This window comes from Simkania negevensis Z (assembly GCF_000237205.1).
GTDB classification, from domain to species: domain Bacteria; phylum Chlamydiota; class Chlamydiia; order Chlamydiales; family Simkaniaceae; genus Simkania; species Simkania negevensis.
The window spans coordinates 153611-169208 of sequence record NC_015713.1; the positions used below are offsets into that span (position 1 = coordinate 153611).

The following is a 15598-nucleotide window of genomic DNA, read 5'->3' on the forward strand; positions in this document are numbered from 1 at the left end:
TAGCAAATCAGTGCTTGGTGTGATTTGTGTTGTCGCTTCGTTTCTCATTCCCGGAGAATATGGAATGAGATTTCATAATATGACAGCTGCTCCGCTCCTTGCCGGAACTTTGTTTTCAGGGATTTCTACTGCACTGTCAATTCGAAACCTCTTTTACGATAAAGAGCCTGGAACTTTCACATCTGAAAAGATTGTAGTTGAAGCGGTAGATGGTGAAGGTAAAAAAATAGAGCTGGAAGGGACGGAGTATCATTACGATGAAGACTTCTTTGGGGATTTTATCTATGCCTCGCATCATGAACCTATCCAACTAAATTTTTTATCCAAGTATAAACTACCCCCAATATTACCAATCCATTCCATATCACGAATAAACGCTCCCATCGCATCAATAGCCGACGACAACGTCTTTTTAACCAAGCAAAAGCTCGTTCTACCTTCCAGCGTTGTGGGCTCAATTTGAAGAAATGGGTAACTTCGTTAATTTCTGGCGCCCATCTTCCTTTGATTTTCCGATAGGGAATTAGAGGAAATATTCCCATGTTTAACAAAAACTGACGTAACCAGCCTGCATCATAACCTTTGTCTGCCTCAAGAACAACTACTCGCCCTTTGAGTGACTTTAATGGAAGCTGTGTAAGCAATCTGCTAACTTCCTGTTTTTCATCCCCCTTTGCATCGGTAGTTGTAATGGCTATTGCATTGCCGTTTTTATCGATAAGCAAGTGAAGCAGAACTCCCTTGCCTTTATAACCATAATCAACTTTTTCCCCTCCTCCTGGAGCGGGGGGAAAAAGAACCGTCCACAGCTACTTGAGAAAGATCAACTTTTCCTTCCATTATTGCTATCTGTAATAGCCCACTCATCACCTTATCAAAAACTCCTTCAACACTCCATTGCTTTAACCATTTGTGAGCTGTAGAACGAGGGATAAAAAGAGAGGAATCTGTCGGAAGATCCGCCCAACGACATCCTCTCGTTAAGATAAAGAGTATTGAATTCCAGGTTTTGCGTAGATCACTTCGAGGAGTTCCTCTCTCCAAAGGAAAAGTATGGTCCATAAGACCTTCAATGAGTTGCCATTGTTCATCTGATAAACACTTAAATCCTGCCATGTCATCTCCTAAATTTTTTTAAAAGAATATAGCATTTAACTTTTTAGTTGGATAGATTCATCGGACAACAGAATGCCTCACAGCAAAACTGCGTTATCAATTTTGCGAAGTGAGGGACATTATTTTATAAACCCAAATTGCTAGATTTTAAAAGAGAGACTTTCCGTCGGTTCGGATGAACGTTTTGCTCATCCTTTTCCATATGGGAAGCTTCTTTCTTTCTTCTTTAATCCATTCAAGTGTGGGATATCTTCCTTGGTGCTTCCGATAGGTTGCAAGAGAAATTCCATTAGGTTTCGATCTTGTATAAAGGTGTGGATAAACCGATTTGGGTTTGAAACAGTACCACAAAAGATGGTCGTCTTTTGAATTGTCGAGATGGATAGTAAGCCCGAGGTTTGTTAAATAACGTGCAATTCCAAAAATTGCCCCATTTTCCCTTGCTGCAATTGATGTTTCGGGGGCAATTTCGACGATGAGATGATCTCCTAACTTGAAAAGTTCATTCAGTGAGTCTTTCCATGGATCTAATTCATGGAGCGAATGAAAGGCGAGAATTAGATCAAAATGTTCTCTTCGGTTCAAGTCTTGTAAATCTTTTAGATTAAAATTTTTTTTTAGGTGGATGATTTGATCAGACCCAAGAACTTTGATGTTTTTGGATCCGGCGATGACGCAGGTGGCTGAATAAGTTCTCGAGATTTCATAAGTGAGCTCATTTTCTCCGATTGCAAGAATGGTAATGGGCCGGTCGTAAAGATCTAGAATGGGGCGAATTGCCTCAAATTTATTCGCAAACAGCGAGATAAAGGGGAGTAAAAAAAGACATATAAAACGGCTAAACATTGCTCATACCTCCGAAGCCCCATATTTATCGAAGAAAAGAAGTATTTTTCAAGGTTTTCAGGGAAAATCTCCATTTGTGGTATACTCAAGATAGAGTCCTGTTGATAAGGGTACTTTAGACGCAGATGCTCCTCAACTACAAGCTTTTTTAGGGGATCAAAACGCTGGAGCAAGTAGCAAATAGAGTATTGGAATTTGCACCCTCCAGGGGACGAACCCACCTGCATCATACAGGTTGACTAGCAAGCTCTAAATCCTTATGCCTGCAGGACTCACTTTTTCTTTTTTCCGTTTTTTTTTGCTTGAAAAACCCTAACTTCTTCAATATTGTGACATTTTTTAAGTCATATTTTCGAAGAAGGAGTTGCGATGAAACTTTCAGTTGTTGGTTTAGGAAAACTAGGGTCTCCTCTTGCTGTCTTGCTTGCAACAAAAGGGCATGAAGTCAAGGGAGCAGATTTCAACAACGAAATTGTCAAAAAGCTCAATGCGCGCCAAGCTCCATTTCATGAAGAAGGGTTGCAAGAACTTCTTGAATGTGAAACGCTCAAGTTCGAAGCAACGACAGACTGTGAGCATGCGATCCAAGATACAGATGCGACTTTTATCATTGTTCCAACGCCCAGTGATGAAAAAGGACTTTTTACGAACCGATATATTCTTCAAGCATTAGAGAGCGTTGGAAAAGTCATTCAAAAAAAAGAAGGGTATCATCTGGTAGTGATCACAAGTACAGTAATGCCTGGTTCGACGATGGGTGAAATTCGAGAGACTTTAGAAAAGGCTTCTGCACGCACTCTTGGTAACGAATTAGGGCTTTGTTACAACCCCGAGTTCATTGCTTTGGGCAGTGTTGTGCGAGATATGCTTTATCCTGATATGGTTTTAATTGGCGAATCGGATCAAAAAGCTGGAAATTTTCTGCAGAGCATTTATGAATCATTTTGTGATAATACTCCGCCTATACAGCGGATGAATTGTGTGAATGCAGAGTTGACAAAACTTTCACTCAACACATATGTGACAACTAAGATCTCTTATGCGAACATGTTAGGAGCTGTTTGTGAGGCGCTTCCAGATAGCGATGTCAATGTGGTAACAAGAGCAATTGGCCTTGATAGCCGCATTGGACGAAAATATTTGAAAGCTGCAGTTGCCTTTGGAGGCCCTTGTTTTCCAAGAGATAACGTGGCTTTTCGAGCTATGGCGGAGGATTTAGAAGTTCCTGTTGATTTAGCGAAAGCGACGCAGCAAGTGAACGATTTTCAACCGCAACGACTTCAGGCCTTGATTCAGAAATTGAATCGTGGAAAGAAAATTGGCATTCTTGGGTTATCGTATAAGCCAGGAACATATGTTGTCGAAGAAAGTCCAGGAATCAAAATGGCAAATCAGCTAGTGAAAGAAGGGTATCAAGTTTCTGTTTTTGATCCGATGGCACTTGGAGAAGCCGAAAATATTTTAGATGAGAGGGTTCGACTGACGTCATCGATTGAAGCCTGCTTAAAAGAGTCAAATATTGCGTTAATTATGACGAATTGGCCAGAATTTTCAGAAGGGATCACTCCAAAGCTTGCTGAAGAAACAGCATGTCAATTGATTATCGATTGTTGGAGAACATTAGATCAGAAAAAATTCTCGAAGGATTGCAAAGTGGTTTACTTGGGACAAGGACTTGCATCTGCAGAGAAAAAATTAGATGAACTCGCGACAGTGCATTAAGAGGTTAATATGATGGATAAAGATGATTTAATTCTTGTAACAGGAGCGGGAGGGTTCATTGGAGGCCATCTTATCGCAGACCTTTTGCGCCAAGGGTATAAAAAAATTCGCGCTGTAGACATCAAACCTTTTGGTGAGTGGTATCAGATTTTTGAAGGGGTAGAAAATATTGGAGGTGATTTGCGGAAACTCGAAGCATGTCAAAAATGTTGCCGCGATGTCCGCTACGTTTACAATTTAGCTGCTGATATGGGTGGAATGGGGTTTATCGAGCTTAACAAAGCTGAGTGTATGCTTTCTGTTTTAATCAATACCCACATGTTAATGGCTGCAAAAGAGTATAAAATTGAGCGGTATTTCTTTTCTTCTTCTGCTTGTGTGTACGCAGCAGACAAACAAACAAATACAGATGTTACGGCACTAAAAGAATCAGATGCTTATCCAGCGCAAGCTGAAGATGGCTATGGCTGGGAGAAGCTCTTTAGTGAAAGAATGTGTCGCCATTTCCGTGAAGACTATGGACTAGAAACACGTGTTGCTCGTTTTCATAATGTTTATGGACCTTATGGGACTTATGAAGGAGATCGCCCCAAAGCTCCAGCGGCTCTTTGCCGTAAAATTATTTTGGCGAAGCTATCTGGTCATCATGAAATTGAAATATGGGGAGATGGGGAGCAAACGCGCAGTTTTGCATATATTGACGACTGCATTTATGGAACCCAAACCATCATGAAAAGTGACATCCTTGAGCCCATCAATTTAGGAAGTAGTGAACTCGTTTCGATTAATCGACTTGTTGATATCATTGAAGACATTGCTGAAATTCAGGTAAAACGTAAGTACGATCTTAGCGCGCCGCAGGGGGTCCGAGGAAGAAATAGTGATAATACCTTCATTCAAGAATGCCTTGGTTGGGAACCTTCGATTACATTAAGAGAAGGGCTTGAAAAAACATATCGTTGGATTTACGATCAAATTTTAGCAAACAAAAGTGAGCCAGCATTCATCTAAACAAGAAGTCATTTATGAGTAGTTATCAACATGCAAACACTTTTTCTGAGAAATCGATTGAAAATGTCAAAGATTATTGGAATGCGCGTCCCTGTAATTTAAGACATTCTCAAGCTGAAGTTGGGACAGAAAAATACTTTCAGGAAATTTCAATGCGGAAGTTCTTTGTCGAGCCTCATCTCATTGATTTCGCAAATTTTTCAAGTCTTAAGGGAAAAAAAGTTTTAGAAATTGGATGTGGGCTAGGGGCTTGCGCGATCAATTTTGCAAAAGCAGGGGCAGAAGTGACTGCAATTGATTTGTCACAAAAATCGATTGAAATTGCAAAGAAAAATGCCAAATCAATGGGTGTTGCAGATCAGATAGAATTCATGCAAGGAAATGCCGAAGAATTATCGAAGTTTCTTCCTGAAAAAAAATACGATCTGATTTTTTCGTTTGGGGTGATTCATCACTCACCTCATCCTGACGTCATTGTTGATGAAGCAAAAAAGTATTTAGCTCCTGACGGACAATTTAAAGTGATGGTTTATTATCGCAACTCGTGGAAAGTTTTCTGGATTTTAGCAAAATATGGGAAGTTTCAATTTTGGAAACTTTCTCAACTTATTGCACATTATTCAGAAGCTCAAACTGGATGTCCTGTGACTTATGCTTATAGTAAAAAAAGCGCAAAAAAACTATTCGAATCCAAAGGGTATCAGGTGAAATCTATCGATATCGACCATATTTTCCCTTATCGCATTGCCGATTATGTTCAATACAGGTATGTAAAGGTTTGGTATTTTCGAATTCTTCCGAAATCTGTTTTTCGATTTTTGGAGAAAAAATTCGGATGGCATCTTTGCTTAACTGCTACTGAATCGTGAATGAGTGAATTTTATATAAGTATTGTTGCAGCTTCTCGAAATGATGATCATGGCGGGCGGCTCCTTGAGCGTATGCAGGCATTTATTGATGGGGTCATTGCTCAAAGCAAGCGGCACGGATTACCCGTTGAGCTCATTATCGTGGAGTGGAATCCTCCAGAAGATCGGCCCTATCTCAATGAGGTCTTAAAAGTTCCTGCAGATAAGGGGGGCTCTGAAGTTCGTATGATTCGGGTTTCAAAAAAGCTGCATGATGCACTCGACCACTCTAATAACCTTCCATTATTCCAAATGTATGCCAAAAACATCGGCATTCGGCGTGCAAGAGGCGACTATGTCATTGCAACAAATATCGACATCATTTTCTCAGATGAATTATTTAGTTATTTTAAAAAAAGGAAATTAAAACCTGGTGTGATTTATCGGGTCGATCGTTTAGACATTCCATCAGATCTTCCCGAAGAAGAGCCGTTTGAAAACGTTTTAGAATTTTGTCATGGAAAGTTTTTCCGTATCAACGGAAGATTTGGAACTAAAATTTTAGATGAAAAAACGAAAAAATTCAAACATACCGTATTGAAAAAGTTCTTAAATATATTTGATGACTTTAAGATGCGAATGAAAAAAGTTCCCAAACTGTTTAGGAAACTTAAAAGCAAAAACGTTTCAGATTGGGATCGGTGGAAAACGCTTGTCATCCATGTATTAAAACTCTTTCGAGATACCTTTAGAGAAATTCAAATTCTCCGTCCTTTTCGATTTAGAATAGTTATAAAAAAAATCTTTTTGAAGCGTTCTAAGTTGAATTATTGCTTAATTCCACACTCCAATGGTTGTGGTGATTTTAACTTAATTTCACGTAAGGGATGGGAAGCTTTAAGAGGCTACCCAGAATGGACCATTTTTTCGTGGCATATTGATAGTGTTTTTCTTTACCAAGCAATTTTTAGTGAGTTTAAAGAAAGGAACTTTGGTCAAGCGCGTCCTATTTACCATATCGAACATGGAAAAGGCTCTGGCTATACCCCTGAGGGATTTCAAGCCCTGCTCAACCGTTTAGATGAAAAAAAAATTCCCTATTTAGATATGCCAGCTTTTAAGCAGCACCTTACCGCGATGAAAACTGCGAAGGAATTTTCCAAAACCCTTCTCTATAATAATGAAGATTGGGGTATGCTTCATGAAGACCTTGAAGAGGTTTTCATGTAAAACAGGGGATAATTGTGCTTTCTCTCATCGTATATGGACGCAATGATAATCATGGTTATAACTATCACAAGCGTCTAGCCATCAGTCTCAATTGTCTAGCCGAAATGCTTTCCTTCCCAGGTGATGAAATCATCTTTATCGATTATTGCAGTGCTCAAGACTTTCCCACGATACTTGAAGCAGTCAGTGATACTCTTACAGAAAATGCGAAATCACTGTTAAAAATTTACCGCATCCGTTCTAAAAAAAGGGGAAGCTTATCTGAGGAAGCACTTTGCCGCAATGTAGCGATCAGGCGCGCAAATCCCGAAAATCCATGGATTTTGTCAACCAATGTCGACATGATTTTTCTCCCCATTGACCCGAATAAAACCTTGTCTAGCATTGTGGCAGAGCTTCCCGAAGGGTTTTATGAGTTGCCACGCTTCGAACTTCCTGAAAGCATGTGGGAATCTCATTTTGATCGTTTAAAACCCATAGAAAATCTCACTTTTTTGCGAAACCATGCACAAGAAATGCAACTTCATACGATTGTTCGTCGTCCTGGATTTCTCATCTATGATAATCCAGGAGATTTCCAGTTGATGACACGCGATGCAATATTTAAAATCGATGGTTTTGACGAAGCGATGGACCAAGGGTGGCATTTAGATGCAAATCTTTGTAAAAGAATGTTTCTCTACTATGAAGGAAAGATAGGTCATCTTGAAGACAAGCTTTGGGGTTATCACTGTAACCACACGAGGCAAGAGTCATTTTTTCACAAGCAACTCTCTCCAGAAAATGATTGGAATCGATTTGTAAAAGATATTCAAGCTCCTGATTTGCCCAATCAAAGAGAGTGTTGGGGGCTCAAGGGTTACGACTTAGAAGAGGTCACTCTTCTTAAACCGCGTCAGATCCATGCTTCTAAAGACTGTTCTTTGTTTGAGATTGCGATTGATCAAAGCACATTCAACACATTGACCTATGAGTCAGAAAGGGTTTTTCCTTATCTTGTAGACCATTTTAACCACCTTCCTCGCGAAAGTCGAGTGGGGTATATTGGGCACAATACAGAGCTTTTAACCCTCATTCAAGAGGAAGTTCCATCCGTTTTGACCCTCCAAGAAACAAAATCGCTTGAAGAACTCTACCAAGAATCTGATCTCATTATTTTTGACTTTGGATTTAATCAAAAAAGTATTGCAATCACACCTGAGCACGAACTGTACAAGCAGTTGAAAAATCAGCTTAGAGATGTTGTAGGTGCATTTTTAAAAGTGGTCCGTTTAGAAAAGAAGAAGAACAAAAAAATCAAATTTATGGGAGTTAATGTTCTCTATTCAGACTTTCGAGCATTATTCCACACCCATCTTGCGATGGGAAGAACCTCGTTTCTTTCGGGAATTTCGTTTGGTTATCTCAAGCGAAAGCAGAGAATTTCACGGAGGCCGTCTTTAGGTATTTTGAAAAAGCAATTGAAGTTCTGTTTAGTCTATATAGCCGTTCGCTTTTTTTATCGGTTTACTGATAAAATACGCCATTTGACCTACCAAAGCCGTTTAATGCGGAAGGTGCTTCAACTTAAATGAGCTCGCATGCTATGAGAAGAACATGAGTAGTAAAATCGTTCCAGTTGTGTTAGCAGGCGGGTCGGGAACAAGGCTTTGGCCCCTTTCTCGAAAAAATTACCCGAAACAGTTCTTAAAGCTTATTGGTAACAATTCTCTTTTTCAAGAAACACTGCTCCGCATCAAACAGATCGCAGGAGTGAAAGAGTCGATCATTGTAACGAATGAATCCCATTATTTCATTTGTCAAGATCAGATGAAAGAAGCTGAAATTGAAAACTCCAAGCTCATTTTAGAACCCTGCAGCCGAAACACGGCACCAGCAATTGCATTAGCTGCTTTAGATATTCAAAACACCATCGAACCTGAAGCACTCATGCTCGTTCTTCCTGCTGATCATCTGATCGGCAATTCTGAAGCCTTTGCCAAAACAATCGAAAAGGCGACTTTTATTGCCGCAGCTGGGCACTTTGTGACCTTTGGGATTGTTCCCACATCCCCTAAGACCGGTTATGGGTACATTCAAGCAGGAAAACCCTTGGATGATCTCAGCTTTGAGGTTGAACAGTTCGTTGAAAAACCTGATGAAAAAACAGCAGAAACCTTTCTTCAAGCGCAAAATTACTTTTGGAATAGTGGGATGTTTCTCTTTCGAGCGGGTGGCTATCTAAAAGAGCTAGAAAACACCGCAGAAGACATCTATAAAGCATGCTCTGCAGCGTATGAAGGAAGTCATCAAGATAAAGATTACTTTCGCATCGATCAAGAGCGTTTTGAAATGTGTCCCAGTGATTCAATTGATTATGCGGTGATGGAAAAAACAAAGCGAGCCGCTGTCATCCCTTTAAGATTGCCCTGGAGCGACTTAGGTTGTTGGGCTTCTGTTGCAGATGCAGGGGAGTCAGATGAAAAAAACAATGTGATTAGGGGGAACGTGATCATGAAAGATTGTGAGGGGTGTTTGCTCAGCTCCGAAAACGAGCCCCTTGTTGCGACAATCGGCATTAAAGATCAAATTGTGGTAAGCACTGCCGATGCTGTTTTGGTAGCTGATAAAGCCTACGCTCAAGAAGTCAAAGAAATTGTCAATGGGTTAAAGAAAACAAATCAAGGCCTTGCAACTCATCACAAGCGGGTTCATTGCTCATGGGGTTACTTTGAAAAACTTGTCGAATCTTCTGACTTTCGCATCAAGCTTCTCGTCTTGAATCCGGGTAAGTCTTTAGCTTTACAATCTACTGTAATCACTCTAATCCGAGGTACTCTTGAGGTGCAAGCAGGTGAAGAAACCTATCAACTTCAAGCAAATAGCTCAAAGCAAATTCCATCTAATGCCTTGATTACCAATCCGACTTCTACCCCTATTCAAGTTCTAGAAACCACTCTTTCTCCTGAAGAAAACAAGCTCAGCACAGCGGCTCAAACCCTTGAATCGCTTCTCAAGAAACAAATCGGAGTAGGTTAGTACTCCTGTTCTTAGTTCCACTTTTTGGGCCAAGCCACAAATTTGGCACGGCACATAGGGTTAGCAGGAATGATGTAATGAATCTCACACTCTGAAAAAACAAGCTTCAGCTCTTCTTTAATGTAGTCGACAGAGCATTCATTTTGCTTGTATTTGTCAAAAGGAATATCTCTCCGACCAGGAACTTTGAAATCGTCAATGACGATCACACAGTTGTCATGATGGGTTTTACTGATTTCTATCAATTCTTGACGAAGGGGCCAGTGATTTTCCCAATGTGCGTCTAGGTAAAAGAGAGTGCGTTTTCCTTCAAGCTTAGGAAGAAGGTCAACTAAGACAACATCTGAGCTTCCTAAAAAACACTGAACATTTGGATAGTCTTTGAGTTTGCCAGAAGTAGCGTTGTAAGTTTTTTCAACAATTTCAATGGTATAAACGTCATCAAAAAGAAGAGATAAAAACACTGTTGTGTTTCCCATGAAAGTGCCTGTCTCGATAACAGAGTTTATGGAGTAAGCTTTTTTCAAATAAGTGAGAAAGGTTCCCACTTCAGGAGCACAATTGAAAGCAAGCTGCCCAGTTTTCCAAGTGGTGCTTTCAAAGTCACAACAAGGACGAAGCTCACTAAAATCGACCATGCGGGGCAGGTCATCTTGAGCAGCAAAGACAGATGAACTCGTGAGCGCAAGAAAACAAATCAAACGTTTAAACATGGTAAGCATCCTTATTTTTTGAAAGATTTATACTGCTTAGGAGCTTCCAAAGTCAACGTTTAGATTTTCCCTGGTTCTCTGCTTTGGATGTAATAGCTCGCTGAGTCAGCAACATCTCCTTGCTGAGCAACAGGAAATTGATCTTTAGCGATTTGAACGAGTTTTGAAAGATCAAAGTAAAATCGAGGAGCAGGATCGCTCTTATCATAAATGTAAAGCCGCTCAGCAAACTCCCGAGGTCCGACTTCCATCACACCTGAAGAACGGAGACTTGAGGCAGAGAGAGCTTTTGGCTTTGTTTTCTCGTCATCAAGGTAATAGACGAGTCGATAGCCATCGAGTAGAATGTAATTGAGAGGATCGATCTCGAGCTTATGCCCTACGAGCTTTTCGACATTATATTTAGTCCCACTCACAGGAGAAATCAAGATATGAGGATTGCTTTTTGATTCGAGATGTTGAGTAATTTTTGCAGTGATGTCATTTGCAAAGGAGTCAATTGCCATAAAGCCTGTTGTCAGACGACCTATATTTGGATCGTATCCTTCAAATTTCACAACGTCGATGATATCAATCGGTTCAATGTTACCTCCTGCATAGACTAAAGCTAAATCAAGAGGATACATCGGATTAATTTTTGCTGGTTTCTCTTCCGGCCCAGTTCCCAAATGAGGTTGTCCATAATACATGACTTGATAGTCTTTTCCTTCTTCTTTAAGTCGGGTATTGACGTATGCGAGAGTCTCATTTAAAAGTTTTGCTGCTTCTTTATGGCTGAGATCTTCTCGATTCACAAAGTAAAGGCTATCTACTGCTTCTTCAGCGTTTGAAACTGTTGACATATGGACCTCCTGTGATTTTTGACTAGCTAAATCATAGAGAGGATCAAGAAAAAAAGAAATTCTAAATAATTATTTGACAAGTGGTTGTGCGGTGATTTCCCCCTAAGTGAAGGGAAACATCATTTATGGAGGCTTCTTGAACATTGTAACGAAGACCGAGGGTTTTTTGGATCGCTTCAAAAAAGGACTGCTCAGAAGGGAGAAAGTCATTCATACGGCAGAGGAAACTCTCATGAGACCGACCATCGCGGTACTTGGGGGTTTTTTCAGGATGGAGCAGATAGTCCATATAAGATTGTTTAAAATCCCATAAGAAAGTTGTATGGTGGACAAACCGGTTTTTCTTGATGTACTGAGCATTGCCGCCGCACTTTTTCTCACCAATGACGTAGTCATTTTCGCGCAGATGGAAATTGGGAATATTGAGAGCTTCTTGATAGAATTCTTCAGACCAGCGCAAGATGGGTTCAGGATAGCAAGGGAAGGAATGGATCTCTTTTTGAAAGATAAAAGAAACAAAGAGAGTATCTGAATCGACGATAACAGTTCCCCCTCCACTATAACGTTTGATGAGAGGGATGGGGGAAGAAGTCATTTTGTCATAGTCGATGAGCTTTTCTATTTTACCTGAAATTCCCATCACGATGCGAGGAGGAGAGCCGTGGTTTATGATGCACCAATTTTGGTCAGTTGCGCGCAGGAGGGCTTCTTCGAGCAAGAGTTGCTCGTAAATGTCGTGATTTTGAAGGCGGAGGAGGTGAAGCGTTTCTTTACCCATTGGTGATCGTATCGATGTCCTCAATTTTGACGACTTGAAATTTTTGCCCTTGAAGAGTGTTAGTGCGGAAGATAATCATGGTTCCGCCAGTCATCAGTTTCATGTCGAGAATTTCGCTAATGATTGATCCATTGATAAGCTTTACAGCTAGCTTGGCAGCAGGGCTCATTCTTTTTAGGTACTCGAAGGACTCTTGCAAATCTTTTGCGCGAGTTTCAGGATTGATAATCATCACTTCAGACTGTCCAAAGCGAGACGACTGTGTGGCAGCCACTTGCTGTTCGTATGTCGGTTTTGACATTGCAGGCTTGGTTTGCTTTTGATTTGTATCTTGGAGGTTGAAATAGGTTGTGGGTGAAACAGAGTGGACGGCTTCTTGCGCAGCAAGGAAGCAAGTCGACATCAGAATGGGAATAATTAGAGCTTTTTTCATGATGGTGAACCTCTTTTTGGCAAATGGGCGACAATCGCGTTACCCTTTTTTTTAGCTTCGTTTAAGCAGTTGTTGGCAGCTTGCATGAGACGGTCGAAATTAAATGAGGCGCTTTTTGTTTTAGAGCCCTCTTCATCTAAGGTGACAAGTCCGATTGAAATTGTCAGATTAAATGCGATCTCTCCGGAATGGAAGGTTACCATTTCAAGAGACTCTTGAATGTTTTCTGCAATAAATTGTGCGGCTTTGGAGGAAGTACGAGGTAAGAGAACGAGAAACTTTCCTTTTTTTTGTGAAAATAAGAGATCTTGTCCCCGCATGAGCTTTTGGAGATGGTCTTGAAAGTCGAGTAAAAGTCCGCTACCTGCTTTGGTTCCATGCGCTTTATGAAAATGGTCGTACTGATCAATTTCTATAAGGAGTAAGGCTAAAGCAGTTTCGTCTGCGAGAGCATTGGAAATGAGTTTCACAGCTCGGTCATCCAAAACAACTCTCTCATCCATAGTTGTCGACTGGGAGGGACCAACAGGAAAGCGAGAAGAAAGAGATGACATCTTTTCTTTGGTTTTCTTGATCTCATTTGCCATTTCCATTCGATGAAAAAACTCATCTTGCTCTAGGGGTTCACGTAAAAAGTCGGTAGCCCCAGCTTTCATTAGTCGACGGGTGAACGATTTTTTTAGGTGCGCTGTAATAATCAAAATCGGTGTGTGTTGATGTTCTTTAAGCTTGCGAATTTTCATGCACATGACAGCTAAGTCAATATAGGGAGTATTTTCATCGATCACAATGAAACTCACATAGGTTTTATGCATCGAATCAAAAGCATCGATAGATGAGTTTGAGCAAATAAGAGAGTAGTCTTCCAACTTACTGACAGCTTCTTCAAAAAAGACACGCGTCACTGGAGAATCAGTGATCAGAAGTAAGGTAGGAAGCTTGTTTGGCTTAAATCGAGTCATATTCGCGCATTGTAGCTAAAATTTATTTTTTAAGCGAAACCATTAGAACGGAAATATCAGCAGGTGAGACGCCAGAAATGCGGGCGGCTTGTCCAAGGTGGTGTGGTTGTTGCTTTTTCAACTTTTCGCGGGCTTCATTGCGGAGTCCAACAACGTGATCGTAGTTAAACGTTTTGGGAATGGTGATAGAGTCAAGAGCTGAAAGTTTTTCAACTTCTTTTTTCTCGCGCTCGATGTAGCCAGCATACTTCAAATCGATTTCAATTGAGGTATTGATTTCTGTGCCATAATCTGTCACCTTTTCTGGAAACATTTCTAGCAGTTTTTGATATGTGAAATCAGGTCGTTTCAAAAGACTTGCTAAGGTCGATGATTTTTCTTGGTGCTGCAAATGCGTGCTACTTAAGTGGATGAGAGCCGAAGCAATCGCCTCCTTTTTCTTTGTAAAGCGGCTGTACTGCTCTTCATCAATCAATCCTAGTTCCCGTCCATACTCTCGCAGTCTTAAGTCGGCGTTGTCTTGCCTCAAAAGGAGGCGGTGTTCAGCACGTGAAGTGAACATCCGATAAGGTTCATCGAGCTTTTTGGTAATGAGATCGTCGATCATGACTCCAATGTACGACTCACTTCGTTTTGGAATAAAGGGGTTCTTTCCCCGGATTTTTTGAACCGCGTTTGCTGCTGCCACAAGTCCTTGGGCGGCGGCTTCTTCATACCCTGTTGTTCCATTCACTTGTCCGGCTAAGTAGAGGCCTTCAATGGTGTGTGTTTCTAGTGTGATGGCGATTTGACCGCTCATGACATAGTCGTATTCAATTGCGTAGGCTGGACGCATGATTTCAGCATTTTCAAGTCCCGGAATCGTGTGAATCATGTTGTATTGGACATCGAAAGGGAGAGAGGAAGAGATTCCATTGGCATAAATTTCATTGGTTTGCAACCCTTCGGGTTCTAAGAAAATTTGATGTCTTTCACGGTGGGGGAAGCGGACAATCTTATCTTCGATTGACGGACAATAACGGGGGCCAATTCCTTGAATCTTGCCTGAAAAAAGGGGAGAGCGGTGCAAGTTATCTTGGATGACTTTTTGCGTTTCTTGGTTCGTATAGGTGATGAAACATGAAACTTGAGGCAGTTTTTTTTCTTGAGGATCGAAGGAAAACGCGACCCCTTCTTCCGGAGGTTGCTCTTCAGTTTTAGAAAAATCAATCGAGCGAGCATTCACTCTTGGTGGCGTCCCAGTCTTCAACCGATCGAGTGTCAAGCCAAGTTCTACGAGGCATTTTGAGAGTCCAATAGATGGTTGATCTCCAGCGCGACCCCCAGAATAATTGGCTTCACCAATATGAAGAAGCCCACGCATAAAGGTTCCAGCAGAAAGAATCACCGCCTTTGCTTCATAGGCAATTCCTTCTTGTGTTGTCACACCACGGATCATCTCTTCTTCGACGATTAATGAGACAATAGTTCCTTGCTTGATTTCTAAGTTAGGGACATTTTCAAGAGTGTGCTTCATCACTGTTTGGTAGGCGAGCTTATCTGCTTGGGCGCGAGGCGACCAAACAGCGGGACCTTTGGAGGCGTTGAGCATGCGGAACTGAATGCCTGTCTGATCAGCGATCTTTCCCATAATACCGCCTAAGGCATCGATTTCGCGTACGATGTGCCCTTTTGCCGTTCCGCCAATAGCAGGGTTACAGCTCATTTTCCCGATCGTATCGAGGTTCATTGTGAGCATAAGGGTAGATGCGCCCATGCGTGCAGAAGTATGAGCTGCCTCACATCCGGCGTGCCCTGCACCAATGACGATAACATCAAATTTTTTTGGGTAGGTCCACATCAAAACTTAGGTGATGAAAGGGATTATCTTTTCTTGTGACGATCGCGACGGCGGCGTTTTTTGCGCTTGTGCTTCGAGATCTTCTGACGTCGTTTCTTTTTTACTGATGACATATTCGACTCAAATTTTTCCAATCACCAATATCATAGAGCTTTCACGGGAAAATGTCTAGGATTCTGTTTTTAAAGCCAAATTATAGAAATTATTTAACAGTTTCTCTATAGGAAAAAGCACAGGAG

The 15598-nt window shown here is 41.1% G+C and carries 16 protein-coding genes; 7 read left to right on the forward strand and 9 right to left on the reverse strand.

Translation table 11 applies throughout. The annotated features are described in order from the left end of the window. Positions 1-302: 302 nt before the first annotated feature. The 3 genes from SNE_RS12590 to SNE_RS01320 all read right to left on the reverse strand — a co-directional run bounded on the left by SNE_RS12590 (position 303) and on the right by SNE_RS01320 (position 1962). Positions 303-725, reverse strand: coding sequence for a transposase (locus SNE_RS12590; protein ID WP_013943591.1), 423 nt, complete (start codon positions 723-725; stop codon positions 303-305). Between the two features lie 34 nt (positions 726-759). Next, a complete protein-coding gene (locus tag SNE_RS01315; RefSeq protein ID WP_013943592.1) occupies positions 760-1116 on the reverse strand; it encodes a transposase in 357 nt (118 codons plus the stop codon). A gap of 147 nt (positions 1117-1263) precedes the next feature. After that, positions 1264-1962, reverse strand: coding sequence for a hypothetical protein (locus SNE_RS01320; protein WP_013942485.1), 699 nt, complete (start codon positions 1960-1962; stop codon positions 1264-1266). Between the two features lie 369 nt (positions 1963-2331). On the opposite strand from SNE_RS01320, the gene SNE_RS01325 reads away from it, so the two are divergent. The 6 genes from SNE_RS01325 to SNE_RS01350 are packed head-to-tail and all read left to right on the forward strand — an operon-like array spanning position 2332 to position 9791. Continuing rightward, positions 2332-3684, forward strand: coding sequence for a UDP-glucose dehydrogenase family protein (locus SNE_RS01325; protein ID WP_013942487.1), 1353 nt, complete (start codon positions 2332-2334; stop codon positions 3682-3684). A gap of 12 nt (positions 3685-3696) precedes the next feature. Continuing rightward, positions 3697-4695 (forward strand): NAD-dependent epimerase/dehydratase family protein, encoded by a 999-nt coding sequence (locus tag SNE_RS01330; RefSeq protein WP_013942488.1) that lies wholly within the window; start codon positions 3697-3699, stop codon positions 4693-4695. Positions 4696-4709: 14 nt separating this feature from the next. Continuing rightward, on the forward strand, positions 4710-5564 hold the full coding sequence (locus SNE_RS01335; protein WP_013942489.1) for a class I SAM-dependent methyltransferase: 855 nt from the start codon (positions 4710-4712) through the stop codon (positions 5562-5564). Then, positions 5565-6773 carry a hypothetical protein gene (locus SNE_RS01340; RefSeq protein ID WP_013942490.1) on the forward strand — a complete coding sequence of 403 codons (1209 nt, stop codon included), beginning with the start codon at positions 5565-5567 and terminating at the stop codon, positions 6771-6773. Positions 6774-6787: 14 nt separating this feature from the next. Continuing rightward, positions 6788-8347: a hypothetical protein gene (locus SNE_RS01345; protein WP_013942491.1), complete on the forward strand. Its 1560-nt coding sequence runs from the start codon at positions 6788-6790 to the stop codon at positions 8345-8347. Positions 8348-8369: 22 nt separating this feature from the next. Further along, entirely contained in the window at positions 8370-9791 is a 1422-nt protein-coding gene (locus SNE_RS01350; protein WP_013942492.1) for a mannose-1-phosphate guanylyltransferase/mannose-6-phosphate isomerase, read from the forward strand. Between the two features lie 11 nt (positions 9792-9802). On the opposite strand, the gene SNE_RS01355 is transcribed toward SNE_RS01350, so the two are convergent. The 6 genes from SNE_RS01355 to mnmG all read right to left on the reverse strand — a co-directional run bounded on the left by SNE_RS01355 (position 9803) and on the right by mnmG (position 15359). Next, positions 9803-10504: an O-methyltransferase gene (locus tag SNE_RS01355; RefSeq protein WP_013942493.1), complete on the reverse strand. Its 702-nt coding sequence runs from the start codon at positions 10502-10504 to the stop codon at positions 9803-9805. Positions 10505-10563: 59 nt separating this feature from the next. After that, on the reverse strand, positions 10564-11346 hold the full coding sequence (locus SNE_RS01360; RefSeq protein WP_013942494.1) for a hypothetical protein: 783 nt from the start codon (positions 11344-11346) through the stop codon (positions 10564-10566). A gap of 61 nt (positions 11347-11407) precedes the next feature. After that, positions 11408-12124 (reverse strand): lipoyl protein ligase domain-containing protein, encoded by a 717-nt coding sequence (locus SNE_RS01365; protein ID WP_013942495.1) that lies wholly within the window; start codon positions 12122-12124, stop codon positions 11408-11410. Next, a complete protein-coding gene (locus tag SNE_RS01370) occupies positions 12117-12557 on the reverse strand; it encodes a hypothetical protein (protein ID WP_013942496.1) in 441 nt (146 codons plus the stop codon). Before SNE_RS01370 ends, SNE_RS01365 begins: the two co-directional genes overlap by 8 nt. Continuing rightward, a complete protein-coding gene (locus SNE_RS01375; protein WP_013942497.1) occupies positions 12554-13519 on the reverse strand; it encodes a diguanylate cyclase domain-containing protein in 966 nt (321 codons plus the stop codon). Before SNE_RS01375 ends, SNE_RS01370 begins: the two co-directional genes overlap by 4 nt. Before the next feature lie 22 nt (positions 13520-13541). Then, entirely contained in the window at positions 13542-15359 is a 1818-nt protein-coding gene (gene mnmG, locus SNE_RS01380) for a tRNA uridine-5-carboxymethylaminomethyl(34) synthesis enzyme MnmG (RefSeq protein WP_013942498.1), read from the reverse strand. Between the two features lie 13 nt (positions 15360-15372). On the opposite strand from mnmG, the gene SNE_RS13555 reads away from it, so the two are divergent. Continuing rightward, positions 15373-15531 (forward strand): hypothetical protein, encoded by a 159-nt coding sequence (locus tag SNE_RS13555; protein WP_013942499.1) that lies wholly within the window; start codon positions 15373-15375, stop codon positions 15529-15531. The last annotated feature ends 67 nt before the right edge of the window (positions 15532-15598 follow it).

Bases quoted from the DNA above. Each gene is read 5' to 3' on its own strand.
- SNE_RS01340 (WP_013942490.1), top strand. From the start codon at position 5,565: ATGAGTGAATTTTATATAAGTATTGTTGCAGCTTCTCGAAATGATGAT.
- SNE_RS01330 (WP_013942488.1), top strand. From the start codon at position 3,697: ATGGATAAAGATGATTTAATTCTTGTAACAGGAGCGGGAGGGTTCATT.
- SNE_RS01355 (WP_013942493.1), bottom strand. From the start codon at position 10,504: ATGTTTAAACGTTTGATTTGTTTTCTTGCGCTCACGAGTTCATCTGTC.
- SNE_RS01375 (WP_013942497.1), bottom strand. From the start codon at position 13,519: ATGACTCGATTTAAGCCAAACAAGCTTCCTACCTTACTTCTGATCACT.
- mnmG (WP_013942498.1), bottom strand. From the start codon at position 15,359: ATGTGGACCTACCCAAAAAAATTTGATGTTATCGTCATTGGTGCAGGG.
- SNE_RS01320 (WP_013942485.1), bottom strand. From the start codon at position 1,962: ATGTTTAGCCGTTTTATATGTCTTTTTTTACTCCCCTTTATCTCGCTG.
- SNE_RS01365 (WP_013942495.1), bottom strand. From the start codon at position 12,124: ATGGGTAAAGAAACGCTTCACCTCCTCCGCCTTCAAAATCACGACATT.
- SNE_RS01315 (WP_013943592.1), bottom strand. From the start codon at position 1,116: ATGGCAGGATTTAAGTGTTTATCAGATGAACAATGGCAACTCATTGAA.
- SNE_RS01360 (WP_013942494.1), bottom strand. From the start codon at position 11,346: ATGTCAACAGTTTCAAACGCTGAAGAAGCAGTAGATAGCCTTTACTTT.
- SNE_RS13555 (WP_013942499.1), top strand. From the start codon at position 15,373: ATGAAAGGGATTATCTTTTCTTGTGACGATCGCGACGGCGGCGTTTTT.
- SNE_RS01370 (WP_013942496.1), bottom strand. From the start codon at position 12,557: ATGAAAAAAGCTCTAATTATTCCCATTCTGATGTCGACTTGCTTCCTT.
- SNE_RS01335 (WP_013942489.1), top strand. From the start codon at position 4,710: ATGAGTAGTTATCAACATGCAAACACTTTTTCTGAGAAATCGATTGAA.
- SNE_RS01350 (WP_013942492.1), top strand. From the start codon at position 8,370: ATGAGTAGTAAAATCGTTCCAGTTGTGTTAGCAGGCGGGTCGGGAACA.
- SNE_RS01325 (WP_013942487.1), top strand. From the start codon at position 2,332: ATGAAACTTTCAGTTGTTGGTTTAGGAAAACTAGGGTCTCCTCTTGCT.